This window comes from Vibrio sp. R10-SF1-ISO8, from assembly GCF_059833805.1.
In genome coordinates this window covers 1-20,146 of sequence record NZ_JCBDHL010000016.1, presented here as the reverse complement: position 1 = coordinate 20,146, position 20,146 = coordinate 1, and the positions used below count along the sequence as shown (strand labels likewise).

At 45.9% G+C, this 20,146-nt stretch carries 15 protein-coding genes, 1 tRNA gene and 2 rRNA genes; 10 read left to right on the top strand and 8 right to left on the bottom strand.

Going from position 1 to position 20,146, the window contains the following annotated elements:
• Positions 1–235 precede the first annotated feature (235 nt).
• Both pckA and AC6R00_RS12005 read left to right on the top strand, forming a co-directional pair.
• Positions 236–1,867, top strand: a complete 1,632-nt coding sequence (gene pckA / locus AC6R00_RS12010; RefSeq protein ID WP_004746111.1) for a phosphoenolpyruvate carboxykinase (ATP) — start codon at positions 236–238, stop codon at positions 1,865–1,867.
• Positions 1,868–1,981: 114 nt separating this feature from the next.
• Positions 1,982–3,940, top strand: a complete 1,959-nt coding sequence (locus AC6R00_RS12005; RefSeq protein WP_500640551.1) for an AsmA family protein — start codon at positions 1,982–1,984, stop codon at positions 3,938–3,940.
• Here AC6R00_RS12005 and AC6R00_RS12000 read toward each other — a convergent pair.
• Genes AC6R00_RS12000 through AC6R00_RS11990 form a run of 3 tightly spaced genes read right to left on the bottom strand, consistent with a single transcriptional unit; the run spans position 3,898 to position 6,229 of the window.
• On the bottom strand, positions 3,898–4,833 hold the full coding sequence (locus AC6R00_RS12000; protein ID WP_272786044.1) for a bifunctional GNAT family N-acetyltransferase/hotdog fold thioesterase: 936 nt from the start codon (positions 4,831–4,833) through the stop codon (positions 3,898–3,900). The genes AC6R00_RS12005 and AC6R00_RS12000 overlap by 43 nt on opposite strands.
• 48 nt (positions 4,834–4,881) lie before the next feature.
• On the bottom strand, positions 4,882–5,316 hold the full coding sequence (dtd, locus tag AC6R00_RS11995; protein ID WP_239852536.1) for a D-aminoacyl-tRNA deacylase: 435 nt from the start codon (positions 5,314–5,316) through the stop codon (positions 4,882–4,884).
• Entirely contained in the window at positions 5,288–6,229 is a 942-nt protein-coding gene (locus AC6R00_RS11990) for a virulence factor BrkB family protein (protein ID WP_500640550.1), read from the bottom strand. The genes dtd and AC6R00_RS11990 overlap by 29 nt, the downstream gene beginning before the upstream one ends.
• A gap of 35 nt (positions 6,230–6,264) precedes the next feature.
• On the opposite strand from AC6R00_RS11990, the gene AC6R00_RS11985 reads away from it, so the two are divergent.
• Both AC6R00_RS11985 and AC6R00_RS11980 read left to right on the top strand, forming a co-directional pair.
• On the top strand, positions 6,265–6,906 hold the full coding sequence (locus AC6R00_RS11985; RefSeq protein ID WP_425666209.1) for a DUF2959 domain-containing protein: 642 nt from the start codon (positions 6,265–6,267) through the stop codon (positions 6,904–6,906).
• Between the two features lie 154 nt (positions 6,907–7,060).
• Positions 7,061–7,375, top strand: a complete 315-nt coding sequence (locus AC6R00_RS11980; protein WP_500640549.1) for a hypothetical protein — start codon at positions 7,061–7,063, stop codon at positions 7,373–7,375.
• Positions 7,376–7,402: 27 nt separating this feature from the next.
• On the opposite strand, the gene AC6R00_RS11975 is transcribed toward AC6R00_RS11980, so the two are convergent.
• Positions 7,403–7,957 (bottom strand): AAA family ATPase, encoded by a 555-nt coding sequence (locus AC6R00_RS11975; protein WP_500640548.1) that lies wholly within the window; start codon positions 7,955–7,957, stop codon positions 7,403–7,405.
• A 77-nt stretch (positions 7,958–8,034) separates the two neighbouring features.
• Positions 8,035–9,864: a translational GTPase TypA gene (typA, locus tag AC6R00_RS11970; protein ID WP_500640547.1), complete on the bottom strand. Its 1,830-nt coding sequence runs from the start codon at positions 9,862–9,864 to the stop codon at positions 8,035–8,037.
• A 491-nt stretch (positions 9,865–10,355) separates the two neighbouring features.
• Between typA and glnA the strand changes: the two genes are divergently transcribed.
• From glnA to AC6R00_RS11940, 6 genes are all read left to right on the top strand, one after another.
• On the top strand, positions 10,356–11,765 hold the full coding sequence (gene glnA / locus AC6R00_RS11965) for a glutamate--ammonia ligase (RefSeq protein ID WP_004749011.1): 1,410 nt from the start codon (positions 10,356–10,358) through the stop codon (positions 11,763–11,765).
• 128 nt (positions 11,766–11,893) lie between these two features.
• Positions 11,894–12,466 (top strand): DUF4124 domain-containing protein, encoded by a 573-nt coding sequence (locus AC6R00_RS11960; RefSeq protein ID WP_500640546.1) that lies wholly within the window; start codon positions 11,894–11,896, stop codon positions 12,464–12,466.
• A 112-nt stretch (positions 12,467–12,578) separates the two neighbouring features.
• The gene (glnL, locus tag AC6R00_RS11955; protein ID WP_500640545.1) at positions 12,579–13,625 is read left to right on the top strand and encodes a nitrogen regulation protein NR(II); all 1,047 of its coding nucleotides are present in this window, start codon (positions 12,579–12,581) and stop codon (positions 13,623–13,625) included.
• 34 nt (positions 13,626–13,659) lie between these two features.
• On the top strand, positions 13,660–15,063 hold the full coding sequence (gene glnG / locus AC6R00_RS11950) for a nitrogen regulation protein NR(I) (RefSeq protein WP_500640544.1): 1,404 nt from the start codon (positions 13,660–13,662) through the stop codon (positions 15,061–15,063).
• Positions 15,064–15,230: 167 nt separating this feature from the next.
• Positions 15,231–17,771, top strand: coding sequence for a phosphodiesterase GepA (gepA, locus tag AC6R00_RS11945; RefSeq protein ID WP_500640543.1), 2,541 nt, complete (start codon positions 15,231–15,233; stop codon positions 17,769–17,771).
• Between the two features lie 126 nt (positions 17,772–17,897).
• Complete coding sequence (locus tag AC6R00_RS11940) at positions 17,898–18,599, top strand: substrate-binding periplasmic protein (RefSeq protein ID WP_500640542.1); 702 nt, start codon at positions 17,898–17,900, stop codon at positions 18,597–18,599.
• A 59-nt stretch (positions 18,600–18,658) separates the two neighbouring features.
• Here AC6R00_RS11940 and AC6R00_RS11935 read toward each other — a convergent pair.
• The 3 genes from AC6R00_RS11935 to AC6R00_RS11925 form a co-directional block, all read right to left on the bottom strand.
• Positions 18,659–18,749 (bottom strand) — tRNA-Ser (locus AC6R00_RS11935).
• Positions 18,750–18,819: 70 nt separating this feature from the next.
• Positions 18,820–18,935: ribosomal RNA gene (rrf, locus tag AC6R00_RS11930) — 5S ribosomal RNA — on the bottom strand.
• 92 nt (positions 18,936–19,027) lie between these two features.
• A 23S ribosomal RNA gene (locus AC6R00_RS11925) occupies positions 19,028–20,146 on the bottom strand; the annotation flags it as partial.

Below are 20,146 nucleotides of genomic sequence, written 5' to 3'. Positions count from 1 at the left end.
ATTAACCTGTTAATTTTTATCAATTAATAATGATTTTGCTCTAGCGCAAAGCTTTGCGCACACGATAAACTAACTCCACCAATATGTGATGTGTCGCTTAAAACCCCACCAAAAATACGGATATTTTTTGAGCTATATCCCTGTTTTCTACGAGGCCCATTGCTAGCATGGTGAGCAGATAAAAATTAAAAGATTATTACAAAATCCCTACAAAATATTCCTATAAGGAGCACCTATGACCGTTATGGAACATACAAAGGCTGCAACAATTGATCTTACCAAACACGGGCTTCAAAACGTTAAAGAGGTTATTCGTAACCCAAGCTACGAAATGTTGTTCGAAGAAGAAACTCGCGCGGATCTGGAAGGCTATGAAAAAGGCGTGGTCACCGAGCTAGGCGCAGTCGCTGTAGATACCGGTATTTTTACTGGACGCTCACCAAAAGATAAGTACATCGTAAAAGACGCGACCACAGAAGAGCACATGTGGTGGACATCAGATGCGGTGAAAAATGACAACAAACCGATTGATCAAGCGGTATGGAATGATCTTAAACAGCTCGTCACAAATCAGCTATCTGGAAAACGTGTTTTCGTCATTGATGGCTACTGTGGTGCCAACCCAGACACTCGTTTAAGCATTCGAGTCATCACTGAAGTAGCGTGGCAAGCGCACTTCGTGAAAAACATGTTCATCCGCCCATCGGAAAAAGAGCTAGCCACCTTCGAACCGGATTTCGTGGTAATGAATGGTGCTAAGTGTACTAACCAGAAATGGGAAGAGCACGGCCTCAACTCTGAAAACTTCACGGTATTTAACCTAACTGAACGCATGCAGCTTATTGGCGGTACTTGGTACGGCGGTGAGATGAAGAAAGGTATGTTCGCAATGATGAACTACTTCCTTCCTCTTAAAGATATTGCTTCTATGCACTGTAGCGCCAACAAGTGTAAAGAAAATGGCGATGTTGCCGTGTTCTTTGGCCTGTCTGGTACAGGTAAAACCACGCTATCTACCGATCCTAAACGCGAGTTAATCGGCGATGATGAGCACGGCTGGGATGACGACGGTATCTTCAACTTCGAAGGCGGTTGTTACGCTAAGACTATCAAGCTATCTAAAGAAGCTGAGCCAGACATCTACAACGCGATTCGCCGCGACGCACTACTAGAAAACGTCACTGTACGTAGCGACGGCTCTATCGACTTCGATGACGGTTCTAAAACCGAAAACACCCGTGTTTCTTACCCAATCGAACACATTGAGAATATCGTTAAGCCAGTGTCGAAAGCGGGCCATGCAAACAAGGTCATTTTCCTATCTGCTGATGCGTTTGGCGTTCTACCGCCAGTGTCTAAGCTGACTCCAGAGCAAACTAAGTACCACTTCCTATCTGGCTTTACCGCCAAACTAGCGGGTACAGAGCGCGGCATTACTGAACCGACGCCAACTTTCTCAGCCTGTTTTGGTGCTGCGTTCCTAACGCTACACCCTACAAAATATGCGGAAGTACTGGTTAAGCGTATGGAAGCAGCGGGGGCTGAAGCTTACCTAGTCAATACAGGCTGGAATGGCAGCGGTAAACGTATCTCAATTCAAGATACTCGCGGCATCATTGATGCAATTCTAGATGGCTCAATTGAGAATGCGGAAACCAAGCATATTCCAATCTTTAACCTAGAAGTGCCAACGGCATTGCATGACGTTGATCCTGCAATCCTAGATCCTCGTGATACTTACACTGACCCACTACAATGGGAAAGCAAAGCGAAAGACCTAGCAGAGCGCTTTATCAACAACTTTGATAAGTACACAGACAATGACGAAGGTAAATCACTGGTTGCAGCTGGACCTCAGCTAGATTAGTGACCTGCTTGGAAATTGTTTAGCTAAGCCCCTCTATTGAGGGGCTTTTTGTTGCCTGAAAAGAAAAAGTGTTCCAAGCTAGTAGCATCTATCGACGAGGGAAAGTGATTAAACGTGAAAAAAGCACTCTTGCTGCTTACTATTCTAGTGGTCAGTACCATCACTCTATCCGTACTTGCCTTGTATACGGTCATGCAAACCAGTTACGCCGCAAAACTCGTCACTACTTTTATTAATACCCTGACGCCTTATCAACTAGAAACCACCCACGCTGAATATTCTCCACCATTCCAACTGACATTAAACGATGTTGAGCTGCAACATGACGACAAAGCGATCCAGCTCCCTAAGCTCACCTTATGGCTGAGCCAGTTTCCTTGGCAACAAGGCAAACTAAACTTCGACTCTATTTTAGTCGAAGGCGCAAGTTTAGATCTGAATGAACTTGAATCTACCCTTTTCGAGCAAGTTAAGCTCCACCAGCTAGCGTTGAAGCATGTCGATATCAGTAGTAATAAATGGTCGGCTCGTGGCGTGAATATGCAGATAGAAAACCCTATATGGCAAAGCGATCAATCTAGGCTGCCTTATGGCAATATCCAGCTATCTGTTGAACAACTTTACATGCAAGGAGAGGCTCTCGATAACGTGCTCGTCGATATGCGTTACCAAGCCGCCAACAGCACAATATTTGGCAGTTCTTTTAATTGGCGCGGAGCGAATATTTCCGGACAAGCAGAGCAGTACCCGCAAGGTTGGTCTTTAATTAACGTCACCATCGACCAACTAAAGCTGCCACTTTCGAGCCAGATAGAAACGCTTTCAACCACATTTCGTAACCTCAACCTGCCGATCTACCACATCAACAGCTTAGACATTCTTAATAGTTCATTTAACTATCGCCATTGGCGCTTTGAGCATCTTGATGCTTCGCTAGAGAATCTCGACCTAACCCAGCCAGTGTGGCAACAGCAGTCTGGTTATGCATCATTTGATGCGGAAAACATTGGCAACGGAGAGCTACAGCTTTTCTCTCCAACAGCCAAGCTCGCATTCGCTTCCAACCAGATCAGGGTTGAGGAGTTTGACGCAGACTTCAAACAGGGACGAGTGCAGCTACAAGGCACAGTTTCACCACAAACTATCTCACTGTCGCAACTCAAGCTGGCAGGGATTAAGTGGTTAGAACAAACCGAGCAGCTAATACCTAATCTCAAAAAGGCCACAGCGGCAGTAAAGCATTTAGCAATTGATCAACTTGAAGTGGAAAACTCTCAGTTTATCCAAGTTGAAAAGCAGCCATATTGGCAAGTTTCAGGTTTGAATATTGAAGGCTCTGACCTGACGCTGATTGATCAAGACAAACACGGCCTGCTAGAAGGCAAGCTAGAGATAAGCGCCAATGCCGCTAGTATAGATAAGCTACTCACCACTCAGGCTCATTTGACTGCGCATGCCAGTAACAACAAACTCACCTTAGATCGCGCCTTCATTCCGCTAGAACAAGGTTACATTGAAGCTAATGGTATTTGGGACAGAAGCACATTGAGTGCGCCTTGGCAGCTGACACTTCATGCCGATGGCCTACCCTTAGAACATTATTTGCTACAACAAACACTGCCATTTTCTCTCGCCGGGCTGGCAGAGGTAGAGGTTGACGTTGAAGGTCTATCGGGTGACTACTCAATGCTATCACATAGCTTGTCTGGAAAAATAACGACCTATTTGCACCAATCCATACTAGAAGCAAAAAGTGTCGATGGCGAGCAAGAATATCGGCACCCATTAGACTTGGGAGCTATAGAAATGATTGCCGATCGAGGGCGAATTTCTATCAGTAGCCCCAATAGCCAGTCACAGATTGCCGGAGAAATGGATTTGACCAAACCTCAGTTTGCGACCTTGCTGTTTAAGTCGCAACAAGAATGTTTAGAGCTTTGGTCAGATATCCTCAATGGTGCCAACGTGATTAAGCAGACTTGCCAGGCCGATAAGCCTAAACCTGAATCGGCCGCACAAGAAGCGAACGCTTACACCGACGCTGAAGAGTCATCACCAAGTACAGACTTATAATCTGGGATCAGCATATAGGTACCGATGAATTCTACCGCCGCCTGATCGCCACTCTGAATCGTGACATGAATGACAATTCGCGCTTTACGTCCTGACGCCAAACGATCCAAATCACCGCTGATACCATCTAGAGAAGTCGAGGCAACTGGGTTTTGCGTCACTGGATGACGGTAACGAATCTGGCTATCTGCCAACACAATATCACCAGTTAAACCGCGTTCTTTCATCAGCAGCCAAGTCATTCCCCAGCCTGTCAGGGTTGCTAACGTAAAGGCTGAGCCAGCAAACATTGTATTGTGTGGATTCAGGTTAGGGTTAAGCTGCGCACCACATTCAAACTGATAACCAGTGTATTGGTTTATCTTGATGCCCATCTTGTCACTGATTGGGATCTGATGCTCCCATCGCTCTTGTAGCTCAGTACACCACTCTGGTTTTCGCAGTACATTCGCCATCGGATCGAGTTGCTTAACCATCTGCTGATGCCTCACCGGGCCTCGCTCGTCTGTTAGTTCACCACGTCGTTCAAAGCCATTCTTCTCATAAAAGGAGATCGCATCCTCACGAGCATTACACACTAAGCGCTTTGCCCCCTCCTGACGCGCCAAAGACTCAAGCGCCACCAAGACAAGTGAGCCCATGCCTTTACTACGACGAGAACCTTTAACCGCCATGTAGCGGATTTGACCTTCACTGTCTGGCGTAATGTACAGGCGCCCGATTGCCATTGGTCTGCCACGACCATCAACAATCATGCGGTGGTGACTCATTGGATCATATTCATCGCGCTCTGAACCAATCGGCATTCGCCACGGTTCGCGCAACATTTGCCAACGAAAGTGATAGTACTTATTCAGTTGGTTGTCTGTTTTTGGCGTGATCAGCTTAAACATAAAAATCCTTTTTATAGAGACGAGGTCGCCTCTCTACTAGCCTTATAATTATACTTGCAACCAGAAGGTTACGGGGCCGTCATTAACTAACGACACTTTCATATCTGCCGCAAAGCGTCCTCGCTCCGTCGGTAATACTTCTGCGCAGCGATCAGCAAAGTATTCGTACAAACGCTCGGCTTCCGCTGGGTGTGCGCCACGAGAAAATCCTGCTCGAGTGCCTTTCTTAGTATCAGCGGGTAACGTGAATTGAGAGACCACCAGCACTTTACCATCGACTTGTTTCACGTTGAGGTTCATCTTGTCCTCATCGTCACCAAACACACGGTAAGTCGTTACGCGCTCCATCAAACGTTTTGCTTTCGCTTCATCATCGTCTTTTTCTACGCCTAACAACACAAGTAGACCTTTGTCGATCTCTCCTACCACTTCACCATCTACGCGTACGGCTGCCTCACTTACTCTCTGGATCAGTGCTATCACTCTGCTTTCCTTTGACTAGCTCAATATTAGATTGGGTTGAGTTTACCATTTCTTGCTGCTCACTCCACTGCTCTCTTTCACCCAGAGCAGCCGTCACTTCAGCGCCCACTAAGACAATTAACCAACATAAGTAGACCCAAACAAACAGGATAGGAATTGCAGCTAAAGCGCCGTAAATCAACTGATAAGAAGGAAACTCGGTAATATAAGCAGCGAACCCTTTCTTACTTGCTTCAAACAGCAGTGCAGCGACAATCGCGCCAATAACCGCATGGGGGAATCGCACCTTCTTGTTTGGCACTAACAAATATAAACCGACGAAAGCGAAGAATGACAGTAAGAAGGGTAGCCAGCGCAATAACAGGTTGTAGACACCTGATATCGTCTCACTCTCAAGGATTTTCAGAGAAGTGACATAGGAAGTCGCAGCAATACTGGCGCCAACAAGTATTGGCCCAAGCGTCAGTACCATCCAGTACATTGAAAAGGAAAACACAGCACGGCGCTTTTCTGTTACGCGCCAAATATAATTGAGGTTTTTGTCGATGTTCGAGATCAGCATCAAAGCCGCAACAAACAAGAAAGCACCACCGACAGCACTCATTTTTCCTGTGTTGGCGACAAACTCCAGCAGAGCGTTCTTAACCGCATCTCCTGCGGCTGGCACAAAATGAGTAATCACAAAGTCTTGCAACGCGGTGCCAGCATTTTCAAAAATCGCAAAAGAGGATAAGACTGATAGCAGTACGGTTAGCATAGGTACAATTGACAGCAGGGTAATGTACGCCAGATAGCCTGCATTTACGTTGACTCTATCGTGACCCATTCTAGTCAGCAGATAGCGCGCAAATAATACGGTTTGCTTTATCACTGGCTCAATTTTCAACTTGTAACTCCCTACTATCTCAGTCATCCTAACAGTCTAATTCTAAAGGAAAGGAAACCATCATGCCGTACTTACTGGCTATTGTATTGTCGATTTTTACCCTAACAGGGTGTCAATCAGCCTATTACTCTGCAATGGAACAAGTAGGCTACCATAAACGAGACATCATGGTGGATCGTGTTGAAGACGCTAAACAATCACAACAAGACGCGCAGCAAGAATTTACTAGTGCACTGGAAGCGCTTTCGGCACTAACCAACTTCGACGGTGGAGAACTAGAAACCGTCTACAACCAGATCAACGACAAATACCAAGACAGTGAAAAAGCCGCACAAGACGTCAGTGACCGCATTGCCGCGATTGAAGATGTGTCTGATGCGCTATTTGCCGAATGGCAAGAAGAGCTAAAACTATACACTAGTTCCAAGCTTAAGCGTTCGAGTGAACAAAAACTTAAAGAGACTCAGCGCTCATACAATACTATGTTATCAGCGATGAAGCGCGCAGAAGACAAAATGACCCCAGTACTCAATACACTGCGCGACAATACTCTTTATCTAAAGCACAACCTTAACGCGAGCGCGATTGGCTCTCTACAGGGTGAGTTTGCAAGCTTGGAGCAAGATATCCAATACGCAATACAAGATATGAATGCTGCGATTGCAGAATCGGATAAGTTTCTGCAAAAGCTAAGTCAAAAGTAAGATAAATCCATTAGCTTTTAGACTCATTTAATCACCTAATATTCCTCCAGAAAATAGTGCCCCTTAACAAGCAAAATTAACTTCACTTTTGCTTGCTACACGGTAAGAATGCAGCCAAATCAATGACTACTATTTTCTGCGAGGACTCATTCTAGTGCTTAGACAGTTCACTCTTATCTCTTTAATTACCATCGTCTCTGGCTGCACGGCAAAAGTAACTCTGGTTGATGGCGCTCACTCCGTAAGGTCAATGACCGCTCGCACAGAGCAACTCTATGCATGCGAGTTTTTGGGTAGTGGCTCGGTGTCTGACTTGCATGCAAATAATGTCACACCAACAATTCGCAACCAAGCCTATATGAAAGGGGCGACACACTATCGTATCACTGAAATCATTTCGAAGGATTATAGGGACCGTATGTCTGGTGCAAACTATGACATGTACCAATGTAGTAGCAGCTATAAATAACCAGCGAAGCCAACGGTGATCTAGTATTTACAAGATAACTGTTTGGTTTTGCTCAGCATCTAAACCTAAAACTTGGCGAACAAAAGCAACCCTTTCAGTCAGCGTGCCCCATGGCACCTCAACCACTTGATAACCTAGCTCCGAATAGGTTTCGACAAGCACTTGGTGGATTTGCAGCGCTTCTTCAAAGCTATGTGGGCGCACCTCATCTTGAACATAAATCGAGGCTTCAGGTCGGCACGCAAACACCTGACTATGGTATCCAGCACTTTGATCTAGGAACTCTTGCCCCACCGTGCAGCCGCCCACTCTCAGATAAGCAACAATATCGGGGATAGCTCGATCCATAAAAGCCACCTGTGATTGCTGCGCAGTGAGCTTTTGGTCACCCATAAACCTTAAGCATAAACGCGCGAATTTAGGCAAGTCGGTCCATGGCAAAATACCATCTGGCAGCTGGCTCTGCTGCTCAATCAACGCGCGAGAACCTTCAGTAAATACGGCATAGCCATATTCAGCCAAAGCCTCAAGCAAGGTTGTTTTACCAGCCCCCGGGCCGCCAGTAATTATGATAGGTTTCATTTCCATACCCTAAAAAACAAAAGCCCCAAGTTGGCATCAACTCAGGGCTTTAAAGCTTAAACAATAACTAAGTGATATTACTTAGCGTTACGAGCTTCACGCTTACGATCACTTTCCGTTAGGAACTTCTTACGGATACGGATGCTTTCTGGCGTAACTTCTACTAGCTCGTCGTCATCGATGAATTCTAGCGCTTGCTCTAGAGTCATGATGATTGGCGGAGTCAGTACCTGTGCGTCATCAGTACCAGATGCACGTACGTTGGTTAGCTGCTTACCTTTTAGCGCGTTTACCGTTAGGTCGTTGTCACGGCTGTGAATACCGATAACCATGCCTTCGTATACTTCAACACCGTGACCAATGAACATGCGACCACGTTCTTGAAGGTTAAACAGTGCGTTAGTTAGTGCTTTACCTGCCGCGTTCGCGATCAGTACACCGTTGATACGTTGACCAATGTTACCGCCTTTGTGAGGGCCGTAGTGATCAAACGTATGGTATAGAAGACCAGAACCAGACGTCAGTGTCATGAACTCAGTTTGGAAACCAATCAAACCACGAGATGGCATTACGAAGTCCATACGTACACGGCCTTTGCCATCTGGAGACATATCTTTCAGCTCACCTTTACGTAGGCCGATGTTCTCCATGATGCCACCTTGGTGCTCTTCCATCACGTCGATAGTTACCGTCTCAAACGGTTCCATTAGCTGACCATCTTCTTCTTTGATGATTACTTCTGGACGAGATACTGCTAGCTCGAAGCCTTCACGACGCATGTTTTCGATCAGGATAGATAGGTGAAGTTCACCACGACCTGATACACGGAATTTGTCTGGATCGTCAGTCTGTTCTACACGTAGTGCAACGTTGTGTACCAGCTCCTTCTCTAGACGCTCAAGGATGTTACGTGAAGTCACGAACTTACCTTCTTTGCCCGCGAACGGAGAAGTGTTTACTTGGAACGTCATTGTTACTGTTGGCTCATCAACAGATAGCGCAGGTAGCGCTTCAACTTGGTTCTGTGCACAGATAGTGTCAGAGATCTTCAGCTCACCAAGACCAGTGATCGCGATGATGTCACCCGCGTTCGCTTGATCTACTTCGTGACGCTCTAGACCTAGGTAACCCATTACCGTACCGACTTTACCGTTGCGAGTCTTACCGTCAGCACCGATAACTGTCACTTGTTGGTTTGGCTTAACGCTACCACGAGTTACACGAGCAACACCGATAACACCAACGTAAGAGCTGTAATCTAGCTGAGAAACTTGCATCTGTAGTGGACCTTCTAGGTCAACTTGTGGTGCAGATACTTCTTCAACGATAGTTTGGAACAATGGTTCCATGTCTTCGCCAGTTTCGCCTTCTTCTAGAGATGCCCAACCGTTTAGTGCTGAAGCGTAAACCACTTTAAAGTCTAACTGTTCGTCAGTTGCACCTAGGTTGTCGAATAGGTCGAATACTTGGTCCATAACCCAATCAGGGCGCGCGCCTGGGCGGTCAATCTTGTTGATTACAACGATTGGCTTAAGACCGTGAGCAAAGGCTTTTTGCGTTACGAAACGCGTTTGCGGCATTGGGCCATCAACCGCGTCAACGATAAGTAGCACTGAGTCTACCATCGACATGATACGTTCTACTTCACCACCGAAATCCGCGTGTCCCGGAGTATCTACGATGTTGATACGGTAATCATTCCAGTTAATTGCTGTGTTTTTAGCAAGAATGGTAATACCACGCTCTTTCTCGATGTCGTTCGAGTCCATGACTCGCTCTTCAGCTTCACCGCGAGACTCTAAAGTACCTGATTGCTGTAGTAGTTTATCAACCAGTGTAGTTTTACCGTGGTCAACGTGCGCGATGATCGCGATATTTCTTAAATTATCAATCTGTGGAGTAGCCATGGATTTTGATTCACTTATAAAAGAAGCAACCCTCTTAAATTGAACATTTAATGAGCACTGCCTATTTGATTAAAAAAACGACCGTAATGTACCAGATTCTAGCGAAAAACCCAGAAATATGTGATCTGATTCGCTCCATTTCGACGAATTTTTTATTGATGAAACGCAAGCTCACTCCGAGTAAAGGGAAATCCCCATTGACATGCGGTCGAAAACTCGGCTGAATGATTGTCGATTTTGTCTTATCTTGGTGCAATACACCCCAAGCGCACCAATTAAGTGCAAACAAAGATCATTTTGGTGCAAAGAGCTGCACCAAATTAACACCAAAACCGCTAATTTATTGAAATTAATGGATTAATTTTTTTGGCATGCTTTTGGCTTTAAGAGAAATAGCATCGATTAATACGATTGAAACGAAATTAATCAATGCTGGATTGAATAAACCAAATCGAGCTAAACCGCTTTAATAACACTGGAGGTTATCCAAGATGTCAGTAGAAAACGTTCTATCTCTGATCCAAGAAAACGAAGTTAAGTTTGTTGACCTACGCTTTACCGACACTAAAGGTAAAGAGCAGCACGTATCTATCCCTGCACACCAAGTTGACGCAGACTTCTTCGAAGAAGGTAAAATGTTTGACGGTTCATCAGTTGCTGGCTGGAAAGGCATCAACGAATCAGACATGGTAATGATGCCTGACGCATCATCTGCTGTACTTGACCCGTTCACTGAAGATGCAACGCTTAACGTTCGTTGTGACATCCTTGAGCCTGCAACAATGCAAGGCTACGACCGTGACCCTCGCTCAATCGCAAAACGCGCTGAAGACTACCTACGTGCTACTGGTATCGCTGATACAGTACTTGTTGGTCCAGAGCCAGAGTTCTTCCTATTTGATGACGTTAAGTTCGCGACTGACATGTCTGGTTCTTTCTTCAAGATTGACGATATCGAAGCAGCTTGGAACACAGGCTCAGACATCGAAGGCGGTAACAAAGGTCACCGTCCAGGCGTTAAAGGTGGTTACTTCCCAGTAGCGCCTGTGGATTCTTCTCAAGACATCCGTAGCGCAATGTGTCTAATCCTAGAAGAGATGGGCCAAGTAGTAGAAGCGCATCACCACGAAGTAGCAACTGCGGGTCAGAACGAAATCGCAACTCGCTTTAACACGCTAACGGCGAAAGCGGACGAAATCCAAGTTTACAAGTACGTGGTACACAACGTTGCTCACGCATTTGGTAAAACAGCGACATTCATGCCTAAGCCACTCGTTGGTGACAACGGCTCTGGTATGCACGTTCACCAATCTCTAGCGAAAGACGGTGTTAACCTATTCGCTGGTGACAAGTACGGCGGCCTATCTGAAATGGCGCTTTACTACATCGGTGGTGTTATCAAGCACGCTAAAGCAATCAACGCATTTGCTAACGCATCAACTAACTCGTACAAGCGCCTTGTACCTGGTTTTGAAGCACCTGTTATGCTTGCTTACTCAGCACGTAACCGTTCTGCTTCTATCCGTATCCCAGTGGTACCAAGCCCTAAAGCACGTCGTATCGAGTTACGCTTCGGTGATCCATCTGCGAACCCATACCTATGTTTCGCTGCAATGCTTATGGCTGGTCTTGACGGTATCAAGAACAAGATCCACCCAGGTGAAGCAATGGATAAAGACCTTTACGACCTACCAGCAGAAGAAGCAGCTGAAATCCCAACTGTTGCTTACTCACTAAAAGAAGCCCTAGAGTGTCTAGACGCTGACCGTGAGTTCCTAACAGCTGGCGGCGTATTCTCTGATGACTTCATCGACTCTTACATCGATCTTAAGTCTCAAGACGTAGAGAAAGTAAACATGACAACTCACCCACTAGAGTTCGAATTGTACTACTCTGTATAATCAACTTTAGTACGCGCTATCGCGTCAGGTTACATAAAACTAAGGCTCATCTCGCAGGTGAGCCTTTTTGTTTCTATGCCGTTTGATGCGCCTGATACCCTGACTGTGACATCAAATCAGGAACGGTTATGCGCCCACTTCAACTCACTCTCACTACAAGCCTTCTCTTCACTGCCATAACATCAGCTCAAACTGTTTACACCTGGATTGATGACGATGGTACTCGTCATTTCAGTGACTCACAGCCCGAAAACACGGCCAGTGCGATTACCTTGCCTCAACATGAACCAATAACTGCTCCTTCACATCAACAAGAAGAAAGCCAAACTTTGTATCAGCACAATATTGAGCAACAGCAAGTTCCCTCTTCCTCACCCGCACTAACGATACCACTGGAAGTAAACATTACCGTGCCGGAGCCAGACTCAGCGGTAAGAAGCAATAACGGTTCGCTGCAAATTAAAGCGACGCTCAACCGTAAACTTGCCCGAAATGAGCAACTACAACTTATTGTCAACGGGGTTGGTTATGGCGACCTTAACACTCAGCCCAATTGGCAGTTAGAAAACCTCGATCGAGGTCAACACTCATTGAGCATTCAAGCATTTAGAGACGGCAAGCTTATTGCATCTTCTCAACCTATTACGGTGCATTTACTGCGAGCAACCATCAAATCAGTGAAACCAAGCCCTAATTCCTAGGACTTTCACCTGTTTTCACTTCAGTTCTCACATTCAATGCGCCATACTTGAATCACTTAACGCACCATATTGGTGCATTGCACAATTCAAGTTCAAGGATGGGGCAAAAGCAGTGGATAGCGAACTCAACGACATTATTTTAAATCATCAAGTCACGGCGATTTTGATCATGAACGAATCGCTGTTGGTCAAATACGCCAACCCAGCCGCAGAGCAGCTTTTTTCCCAGAGCGCTAAGCGAATCGTTGACCACCCTCTTTCCCACTTAATTCAGCACGCCTCGATGGATCTCGCATTGCTCTCTCAGCCTTTGCAAAGCGGTCAAAGCATCACAGATAGTGACGTGACTTTTGTGGTTGATGGTAAGCCTTTGATGTTAGAAGTTACCGTTAGCCCTATTTCTTGGAAAAAAGAGTTAATGCTGTTAGTCGAGATGAGAAAGATTGGCCAACAGCGTCGTTTATCTCAAGAGCTCAATCAACATGCGCAGCAGCAAGCGGCCAAGCTTCTAGTGCGCGGATTAGCCCATGAAATAAAGAATCCGTTAGGAGGGCTGAGAGGTGCGGCTCAACTGCTTGAGCGAACCTTGCCAGACCCAAGCTTAGCGGAATATACCCAGATCATTATTGAGCAAGCAGACCGACTTCGCGCTTTAGTCGACAGATTGTTGGGCCCGCAAAAACCCGGTAAGAAACAACCCGAGAATCTGCACCTGATTTTGGAAAAAGTTCGCCAACTTGTCGACCTTGAGGTCAATCAAAGTGTCACGATTGAACGAGACTATGATCCAAGCTTGCCTGAAATCTTAATGGATGCGGATCAAATAGAACAAGCACTGCTTAACATTGTTAGCAATGCTGGGCACATACTAAAAAACCAATCGAATAGCCAAATCACTATTCGCACCAGAACGGTGCACCAAGCCAATATACATGGTCAGAGATGCAAATTGGCTGCCCGGGTCGAGATTATCGACAATGGACCAGGTATTCCAGCCGACTTACAAGACACGCTGTTTTATCCAATGGTCAGTGGCCGCGAGGGCGGGACAGGACTTGGGCTTTCGATTGCACAAAATCTGATCGACCAACATCAAGGTAAAATTGATGTAGAGAGTTGGCCAGGTAGAACAACATTTACGATTTATTTACCTATTTAAACAACATTAGTGGCATTGCTGTAAGGAAAACAATATGAGTAAAGGATATGTTTGGGTGGTCGATGACGACAGCTCCATTCGCTGGGTCATGGAGAAGACCCTATCGTCTGCCAATATCAAGTGTGAAACCTTTGCTGATGCAGAGAGCGTGCTGATGGCGCTTGAACGTGAAACACCTGATGTGCTTGTTTCCGACATACGCATGCCTGGTATTGACGGCATTGAGCTCCTTAAGCAAGTCCATGAACGCTCGCCTGAATTACCCGTCATCATTATGACTGCCCACTCCGATCTCGATGCAGCCGTGAACGCTTATCAGAAAGGGGCATTTGAATATTTGCCTAAGCCATTTGATGTTGATGAAACGCTGACTTTAGTTGAGCGCGCCATTACCCATAGCCAAGAACAAAAACAAGAACAGGCTTCTCTTGCTGATGATAACTACACACCACCAGAAATCATTGGTGAAGCACCCGCCATGCAAGAGGTGTTTCGCGCTATCGGTCGCTTATCGCGTTCGTCGATCTCAGTGCTTATCAATGGGGAATCAGGTACCGGTAAAGAACTGGTCGCTCATGCCCTTCATCGTCACAGCCCACGAGCCAGCAAACCTTTTATCGCCCTTAACATGGCCGCGATACCGAAAGACTTAATCGAGTCTGAGTTGTTTGGTCATGAAAAAGGAGCATTTACCGGCGCAAATAGCGTTCGCCAAGGTCGTTTTGAGCAAGCCAATGGCGGTACTCTGTTCTTGGATGAGATTGGCGACATGCCGCTTGATATTCAAACGCGATTGCTACGTGTTCTCGCAGATGGTCAGTTTTACCGCGTTGGCGGCCACTCGCCAATTAAAGTGGATGTAAGAATTGTCGCAGCAACCCACCAAAATCTCGAAAAGCTGGTGCATAAAGGCGATTTCCGTGAAGATTTATTTCACCGCCTCAATGTTATTCGCATCCAAATCCCTGCCTTAAGAGAGCGCAAGCAAGATATTGAAAAGCTCACGCTACATTTCCTCGCTCTCGCGGCTGAAGAGCTTGGCGTTGATGTAAAAACGCTTCATCCAAATACAGTTGAAACACTTAACCGCTTAGATTGGCCAGGCAACGTACGTCAGCTCGAGAACATCTGCCGCTGGTTAACCGTCATGGCGAGCGGTACTGAAGTTTTACCTGCCGATCTTCCTACAGAGCTGCTTGAAGAGAAAGCACACAACGATGTTTCCACTTCAGGTTCTTGGCAACAACAACTCGCGACATGGGCCAAAAGTTCTCTATCACAAGGCGATACCGAGCTACTTTCTTATGCACTTCCTGAATTTGAACGTATACTTTTGGAAGCAGCGTTGGAGCACACCAACGGACATAAGCAAGATGCAGCAAAAGTTTTAGGTTGGGGACGAAATACACTGACACGTAAGCTCAAGGAGCTCTATTAACACTGGAACAAACGTCACAACTTGATTGAAATAGAGGTGATTTAATCTGCGCAGCTAACCTCATTAGCTTGAATAATAAGGATAAATCACCTACTTTTTAATCAATACACTCGCTCGCATTTAATACAATAATAAATTCAGAGTACTGTATCAGCAGAAGAACACGGATGTCAGCGACCACTCAAATCACTCTTAGAACCGCCGTAGTACTACCTTTCGTGATGATTTTTATCTTCACCATAGGCGTGATCGTCACAGTTCAGAAGAATAGTTATGAAGAGATGGTGGTTGATATCAGTGACAAGCAACTCACAGCCCTGACCGACAACGTTAACCTCGAACTTCACAGCTTTTTAGATGAGCCCTTTCAAGCAAGCTTAGCTTTGAGCCATTCTATTGGCTTCAATCGACTCTATACTCCGGGTGATACAACAGATATTGAGCAGTATTTGCTTACCTCATTTCGCAATCTCTACAATAATTTCCCACAACTTGATGTGATTGGTTTTGGCGGAGAAAACGCCGAGTATATAGGCTTTCGCAAGGAACCGAATAAGGGTTATACCTTAATGGTGCAAGACGATCGCACTGACGGAAAGCTGGTCATTTATCGAGGTCAGGAGATCAGTGAAGATATCCGCTCAGTGTTTGAAGGCTACGATCCACGCATTCGTCCTTGGTATGCACCTGTTGCAAAAAGTTTAGTGCCGATGTGGTCATCTATATATGCCAACGCCGATGAACGACAAGAAATTACCCTATCAGCATTAACTCCAGTCTTTTACGACCAAGTCTTTCAAGGTGTTGTCGTCACAGATATCAAAATCGACACCTTCAATACCTTTCTCAAAAATCAACAGCAAAAGACCAGCGCAGTACTCTACATCGTCGACGATAAAAACCGCGTCGTCGCCCAATCAACCAGTGGACGAATTGTCTCGTGGGGCACTCCACAAAGTAAGAAAGGTGAACGCTTACTCGCGACGGAAAGCTCCGATCCTATAGTGAAAGCTAACGCTGATTATTTCTCATCTCACAAGCTTCATCAGCAAAGCGAGACTCTAAGATACACACTCGATATTGAAGGAGAGCGCTACTTCAATCATTTTACCCCTTACACAGACGAACATGGCTTGAAGTGGTATATAGGCGTAGCCATTTCAGAAAATCACTTATTGGGCAAACTACCTGAAAGCCAAAGAAATAGCTGGATAATTGGTGTCATCGCCAGTTTCATCGGCATAGGTTTAGGTCTCGTCGCGTTCAACCGTATCGTCGCACCAATCACCTCTACAGCGGCAGCTGCCAAGCGTTTGGCGAAAGGTGACTGGGACAGCCACATGCCAAAACCTGGAAGTATCTACGAAACAACCATGCTGGTTTATGCCTTTAATGAAATGGCGAATAACCTTAAGGCTTCGTTTAGAGCGCTTCGCTCTCAGCTTCTCTACGACTCTTTAACCAAGCTTTATAGTCGAGAAGGTTTGATAGATACCTGTGACAAACTTCCTGCTCTCAATGGCACACTGATGCTGGTTGGTATCAATAAGTTTAGAGATATCAATGACAGCCTAGGTCACTATCAAGGTGATCAGCTGCTGATTACTATTTCGCGACGTCTCAAGTCAGCATTCACTAATGAGCATTATTTAGCACGAATTGGCGGTGATGAATTCGCTATTTATATACCTGAACAACAAAATGGTGAGAGCTCGCTTCAAACCGCCAATCGAGTTCTAAAAACGTTCGCCTCTCCTTTTGTCATGGAGCAAGAAAGCGTTGTTGTCAGTGTATCAATCGGTATTGTTGAAAATGGCCCGGATGAAAACATGACTCTGTGGCTACGCAACGGCAGTATCGCGCTCAGTACAGCAAAACAAGACATGACAAGCATTAGCCATTATCGTCCTGAAATGGCAGATATTTCTCGTAACCGCACTCTCATGCAGGTCAAAATTAAAGATGCATTAGAACACAATGAATTTGTTCCTTTCTATCAACCGCTTGTGGACCTTAAGACTGGAGAAGTCGTCGGTGCAGAGGCTTTAGCACGGTGGCTCTCTCCCTCTGCTGGTTTGGTATCTCCGATGGACTTCATTCCTATCGCTGAAGAAAGTGGGCTGATTGGGGCGATTGGTGAACAGATACTGCTTCAAGCCTGTAACGACACAGTACAAGGGATGAAAGAGGGTAAATGGGACTCATCATTCCATATACACGTCAACCTGTCAGTAAATCAATTGTCTCAACCAGACTTCATTTCAACATTGCAGAAGGTCCTCGCTCAGTCGACGTTAAGCGCGAACAATCTGACCTTGGAAATTACTGAGTCTCGCATCGTTGACAACGATCCCGTCACTATTCAGAACATGCAAGCCATACGCGATCTCGGTGTTCATATTGCGATTGATGACTTTGGTACCGGCTACAGCTCGCTTGCATACTTGCATAAGCTGCCCTTTAACTGCCTTAAAATTGATCGCACTTTCGTTAATAACCTTAATCCTGAAGAGCTTGATACCTCGATTGTGGCTGCGATTGTCAATATGACGAAAGGAATGAAGGTATCGCTTATTGCAGAAGGCATTGAAACTGATGAACAGGCTAAACTGCTGTCAAAGCTCAACTGTCCGCTTGGCCAAGGTTTCTTATACAGCAGACCTGTTCCTTATGAAGAATGGCCAAGCAATCTAGTTAACATAAAGTAAAGCCCTTCTTTATAAGTGACGAAGCAAGCTGTATTGATAGTCATATCTTTTGACCGAGTCACGGTTTCTTGATTGCCTTCCTCCTAAGATGAAAAGAACAAATTATGGTAAGCAAGGAAGCTTGAAGTGGCAAAGTATGCCTTCATAGTACTGTGTTTCATCTTTTCGGGTCACAGCTATGCGCTGAAACCTCTGACTGGTGTTCAAGACGAGTGGCCGCCGTATTTTAATTCTCCGTCTCAACCTCTTGGCTATGCTCATCAGATAGTAACAGACACGCTATGCCTTGCAGGTTATGAACTAGAAACACATTTTCTACCGTGGAAAAGGGCTTATAAGTCAACGCTAGAAGCAAAAACAGACGTCTTACTTGGAGTGTGGAAAACACCGGAAAGAGAGCAAGACTTTCTATTTAGCCATCCCTATTACATCAATCAAATTAAATTAATAAGCCCCAAGTCGGCACCTATTAAGTATCAAGACGCTCAGAGCCTAAGCGAGATCAGGCTAGGTTTAGTCTCTGGGTACGCTTATGGAGAAGCACTAAAGTCCAAATCAGGGCTTAATATCCTTGCAGCGAAAGATGTCAAAGAGAACATTCTGTATTTAACTAAACAAAGAGCGGACGCCATCTTGATGGATGAGGTTGTCTTCTCTTGGAACGTAAAAACAATGGGGCTCAAGCAAAAAGACTTTTACGTATCAGATCTAGCGGTAAAGAGGGTTCCTCTACACATCGCTGTAAGTCGTGAGCACCCATTAGCTGAAGCGATTATTTCTCACTTCAATTCCGCTTTAAGAAACAGTTCTGTATGCGAAATTCAGTAATATCAGAGTTATAGAGCAACAACGAAAAAACCCCAGCATTTCTGCTGGGGTTTAAATAGTGGCGGAGAGATAGGGATTTGAACCCTAGATACGCTATTAACGTATGCCGGTTTTCAAGACCGGTGCTTTCAACCACTCAGCCATCTCTCCACAAATTGTCATCGTCAGATTAGTACACTGATGATGTGGTTACACGTATATACGAGTAACAGTATTTAAAGCCTGGCGATGTCCTACTCTCACATGGGGAAGCCCCACACTACCATCGGCGCTAATTCGTTTCACTTCTGAGTTCGGCATGGAATCAGGTGGGTCCAAATCGCTATGGTCGCCAAGCAAATTCTTTAATTCGGAAAGCTGTTATTAAGTTCTGTAGTTACACATTCAAAGTTCTTGCTTTGAGTCCATCAAAACCCTTTGGGTGTTGTATGGTTAAGCCTCACGGGCAATTAGTACAGGTTAGCTCAACGCCTCACAACGCTTACACACCCTGCCTATCAACGTTCTAGTCTCGAACAACCCTTTAGGACCCTCAAGGGGTCAGGGAAGACTCATCTCAGGGCTCGCTTCCCGCTTAGATGCTTTCAGCGGTTATCGATTCCGAACTTAGCTACCGGGCAATGCGTCTGGCGACACAACCCGAACACCAGAGGTTCGTCCACTCCGGTCCTCTCGTACTAGGAGCAGCCCCCTTCAATCTTCCAACGCCCACGGCAGATAGGGACCGAACTGTCTCACGACGTTCTAAACCCAGCTCGCGTACCACTTTAAATGGCGAACAGCCATACCCTTGGGACCGACTTCAGCCCCAGGATGTGATGAGCCGACATCGAGGTGCCAAACACCGCCGTCGATATGAACTCTTGGGCGGTATCAGCCTGTTATCCCCGGAGTACCTTTTATCCGTTGAGCGATGGCCCTTCCATACAGAACCACCGGATCACTATGACCTGCTTTCGCACCTGCTCGAATTGTCATTCTCGCAGTCAAGCGGGCTTATGCCATTGCACTAACCTCACGATGTCCAACCGTGATTAGCCCACCTTCGTGCTCCTCCGTTACTCTTTGGGAGGAGACCGCCCCAGTCAAACTACCCACCAGGCACTGTCCTCAACCCGGATAACGGGTCTAAGTTAGAACATCAACACTACAAGGGTGGTATTTCAAGGACGGCTCCACCGATACTGGCGTACCGGTTTCAAAGCCTCCCACCTATCCTACACATGTAGGGTCAATGTTCAGTGCCAAGCTGTAGTAAAGGTTCACGGGGTCTTTCCGTCTAGCCGCGGGTACACTGCATCTTCACAGCGATTTCAATTTCACTGAGTCTCGGGTGGAGACAGCGTGGCCATCATTACGCCATTCGTGCAGGTCGGAACTTACCCGACAAGGAATTTCGCTACCTTAGGACCGTTATAGTTACGGCCGCCGTTTACCGGGGCTTCGATCAAGAGCTTCGACTTACGTCTAACCCCATCAATTAACCTTCCGGCACCGGGCAGGCGTCACACCGTATACGTCATCTTACGATTTTGCACAGTGCTGTG

Bases quoted from the DNA above. Each gene is read 5' to 3' on its own strand.
- pckA (WP_004746111.1), top strand. From the start codon at position 236: ATGACCGTTATGGAACATACAAAGGCTGCAACAATTGATCTTACCAAA.
- AC6R00_RS12000 (WP_272786044.1), bottom strand. From the start codon at position 4,833: ATGTTTAAGCTGATCACGCCAAAAACAGACAACCAACTGAATAAGTAC.
- AC6R00_RS11990 (WP_500640550.1), bottom strand. From the start codon at position 6,229: ATGACTGAGATAGTAGGGAGTTACAAGTTGAAAATTGAGCCAGTGATA.
- AC6R00_RS11985 (WP_425666209.1), top strand. From the start codon at position 6,265: ATGCCGTACTTACTGGCTATTGTATTGTCGATTTTTACCCTAACAGGG.
- AC6R00_RS11975 (WP_500640548.1), bottom strand. From the start codon at position 7,957: ATGAAACCTATCATAATTACTGGCGGCCCGGGGGCTGGTAAAACAACC.
- typA (WP_500640547.1), bottom strand. From the start codon at position 9,864: ATGGCTACTCCACAGATTGATAATTTAAGAAATATCGCGATCATCGCG.
- glnA (WP_004749011.1), top strand. From the start codon at position 10,356: ATGTCAGTAGAAAACGTTCTATCTCTGATCCAAGAAAACGAAGTTAAG.
- AC6R00_RS11960 (WP_500640546.1), top strand. From the start codon at position 11,894: ATGCGCCCACTTCAACTCACTCTCACTACAAGCCTTCTCTTCACTGCC.
- glnG (WP_500640544.1), top strand. From the start codon at position 13,660: ATGAGTAAAGGATATGTTTGGGTGGTCGATGACGACAGCTCCATTCGC.
- gepA (WP_500640543.1), top strand. From the start codon at position 15,231: ATGTCAGCGACCACTCAAATCACTCTTAGAACCGCCGTAGTACTACCT.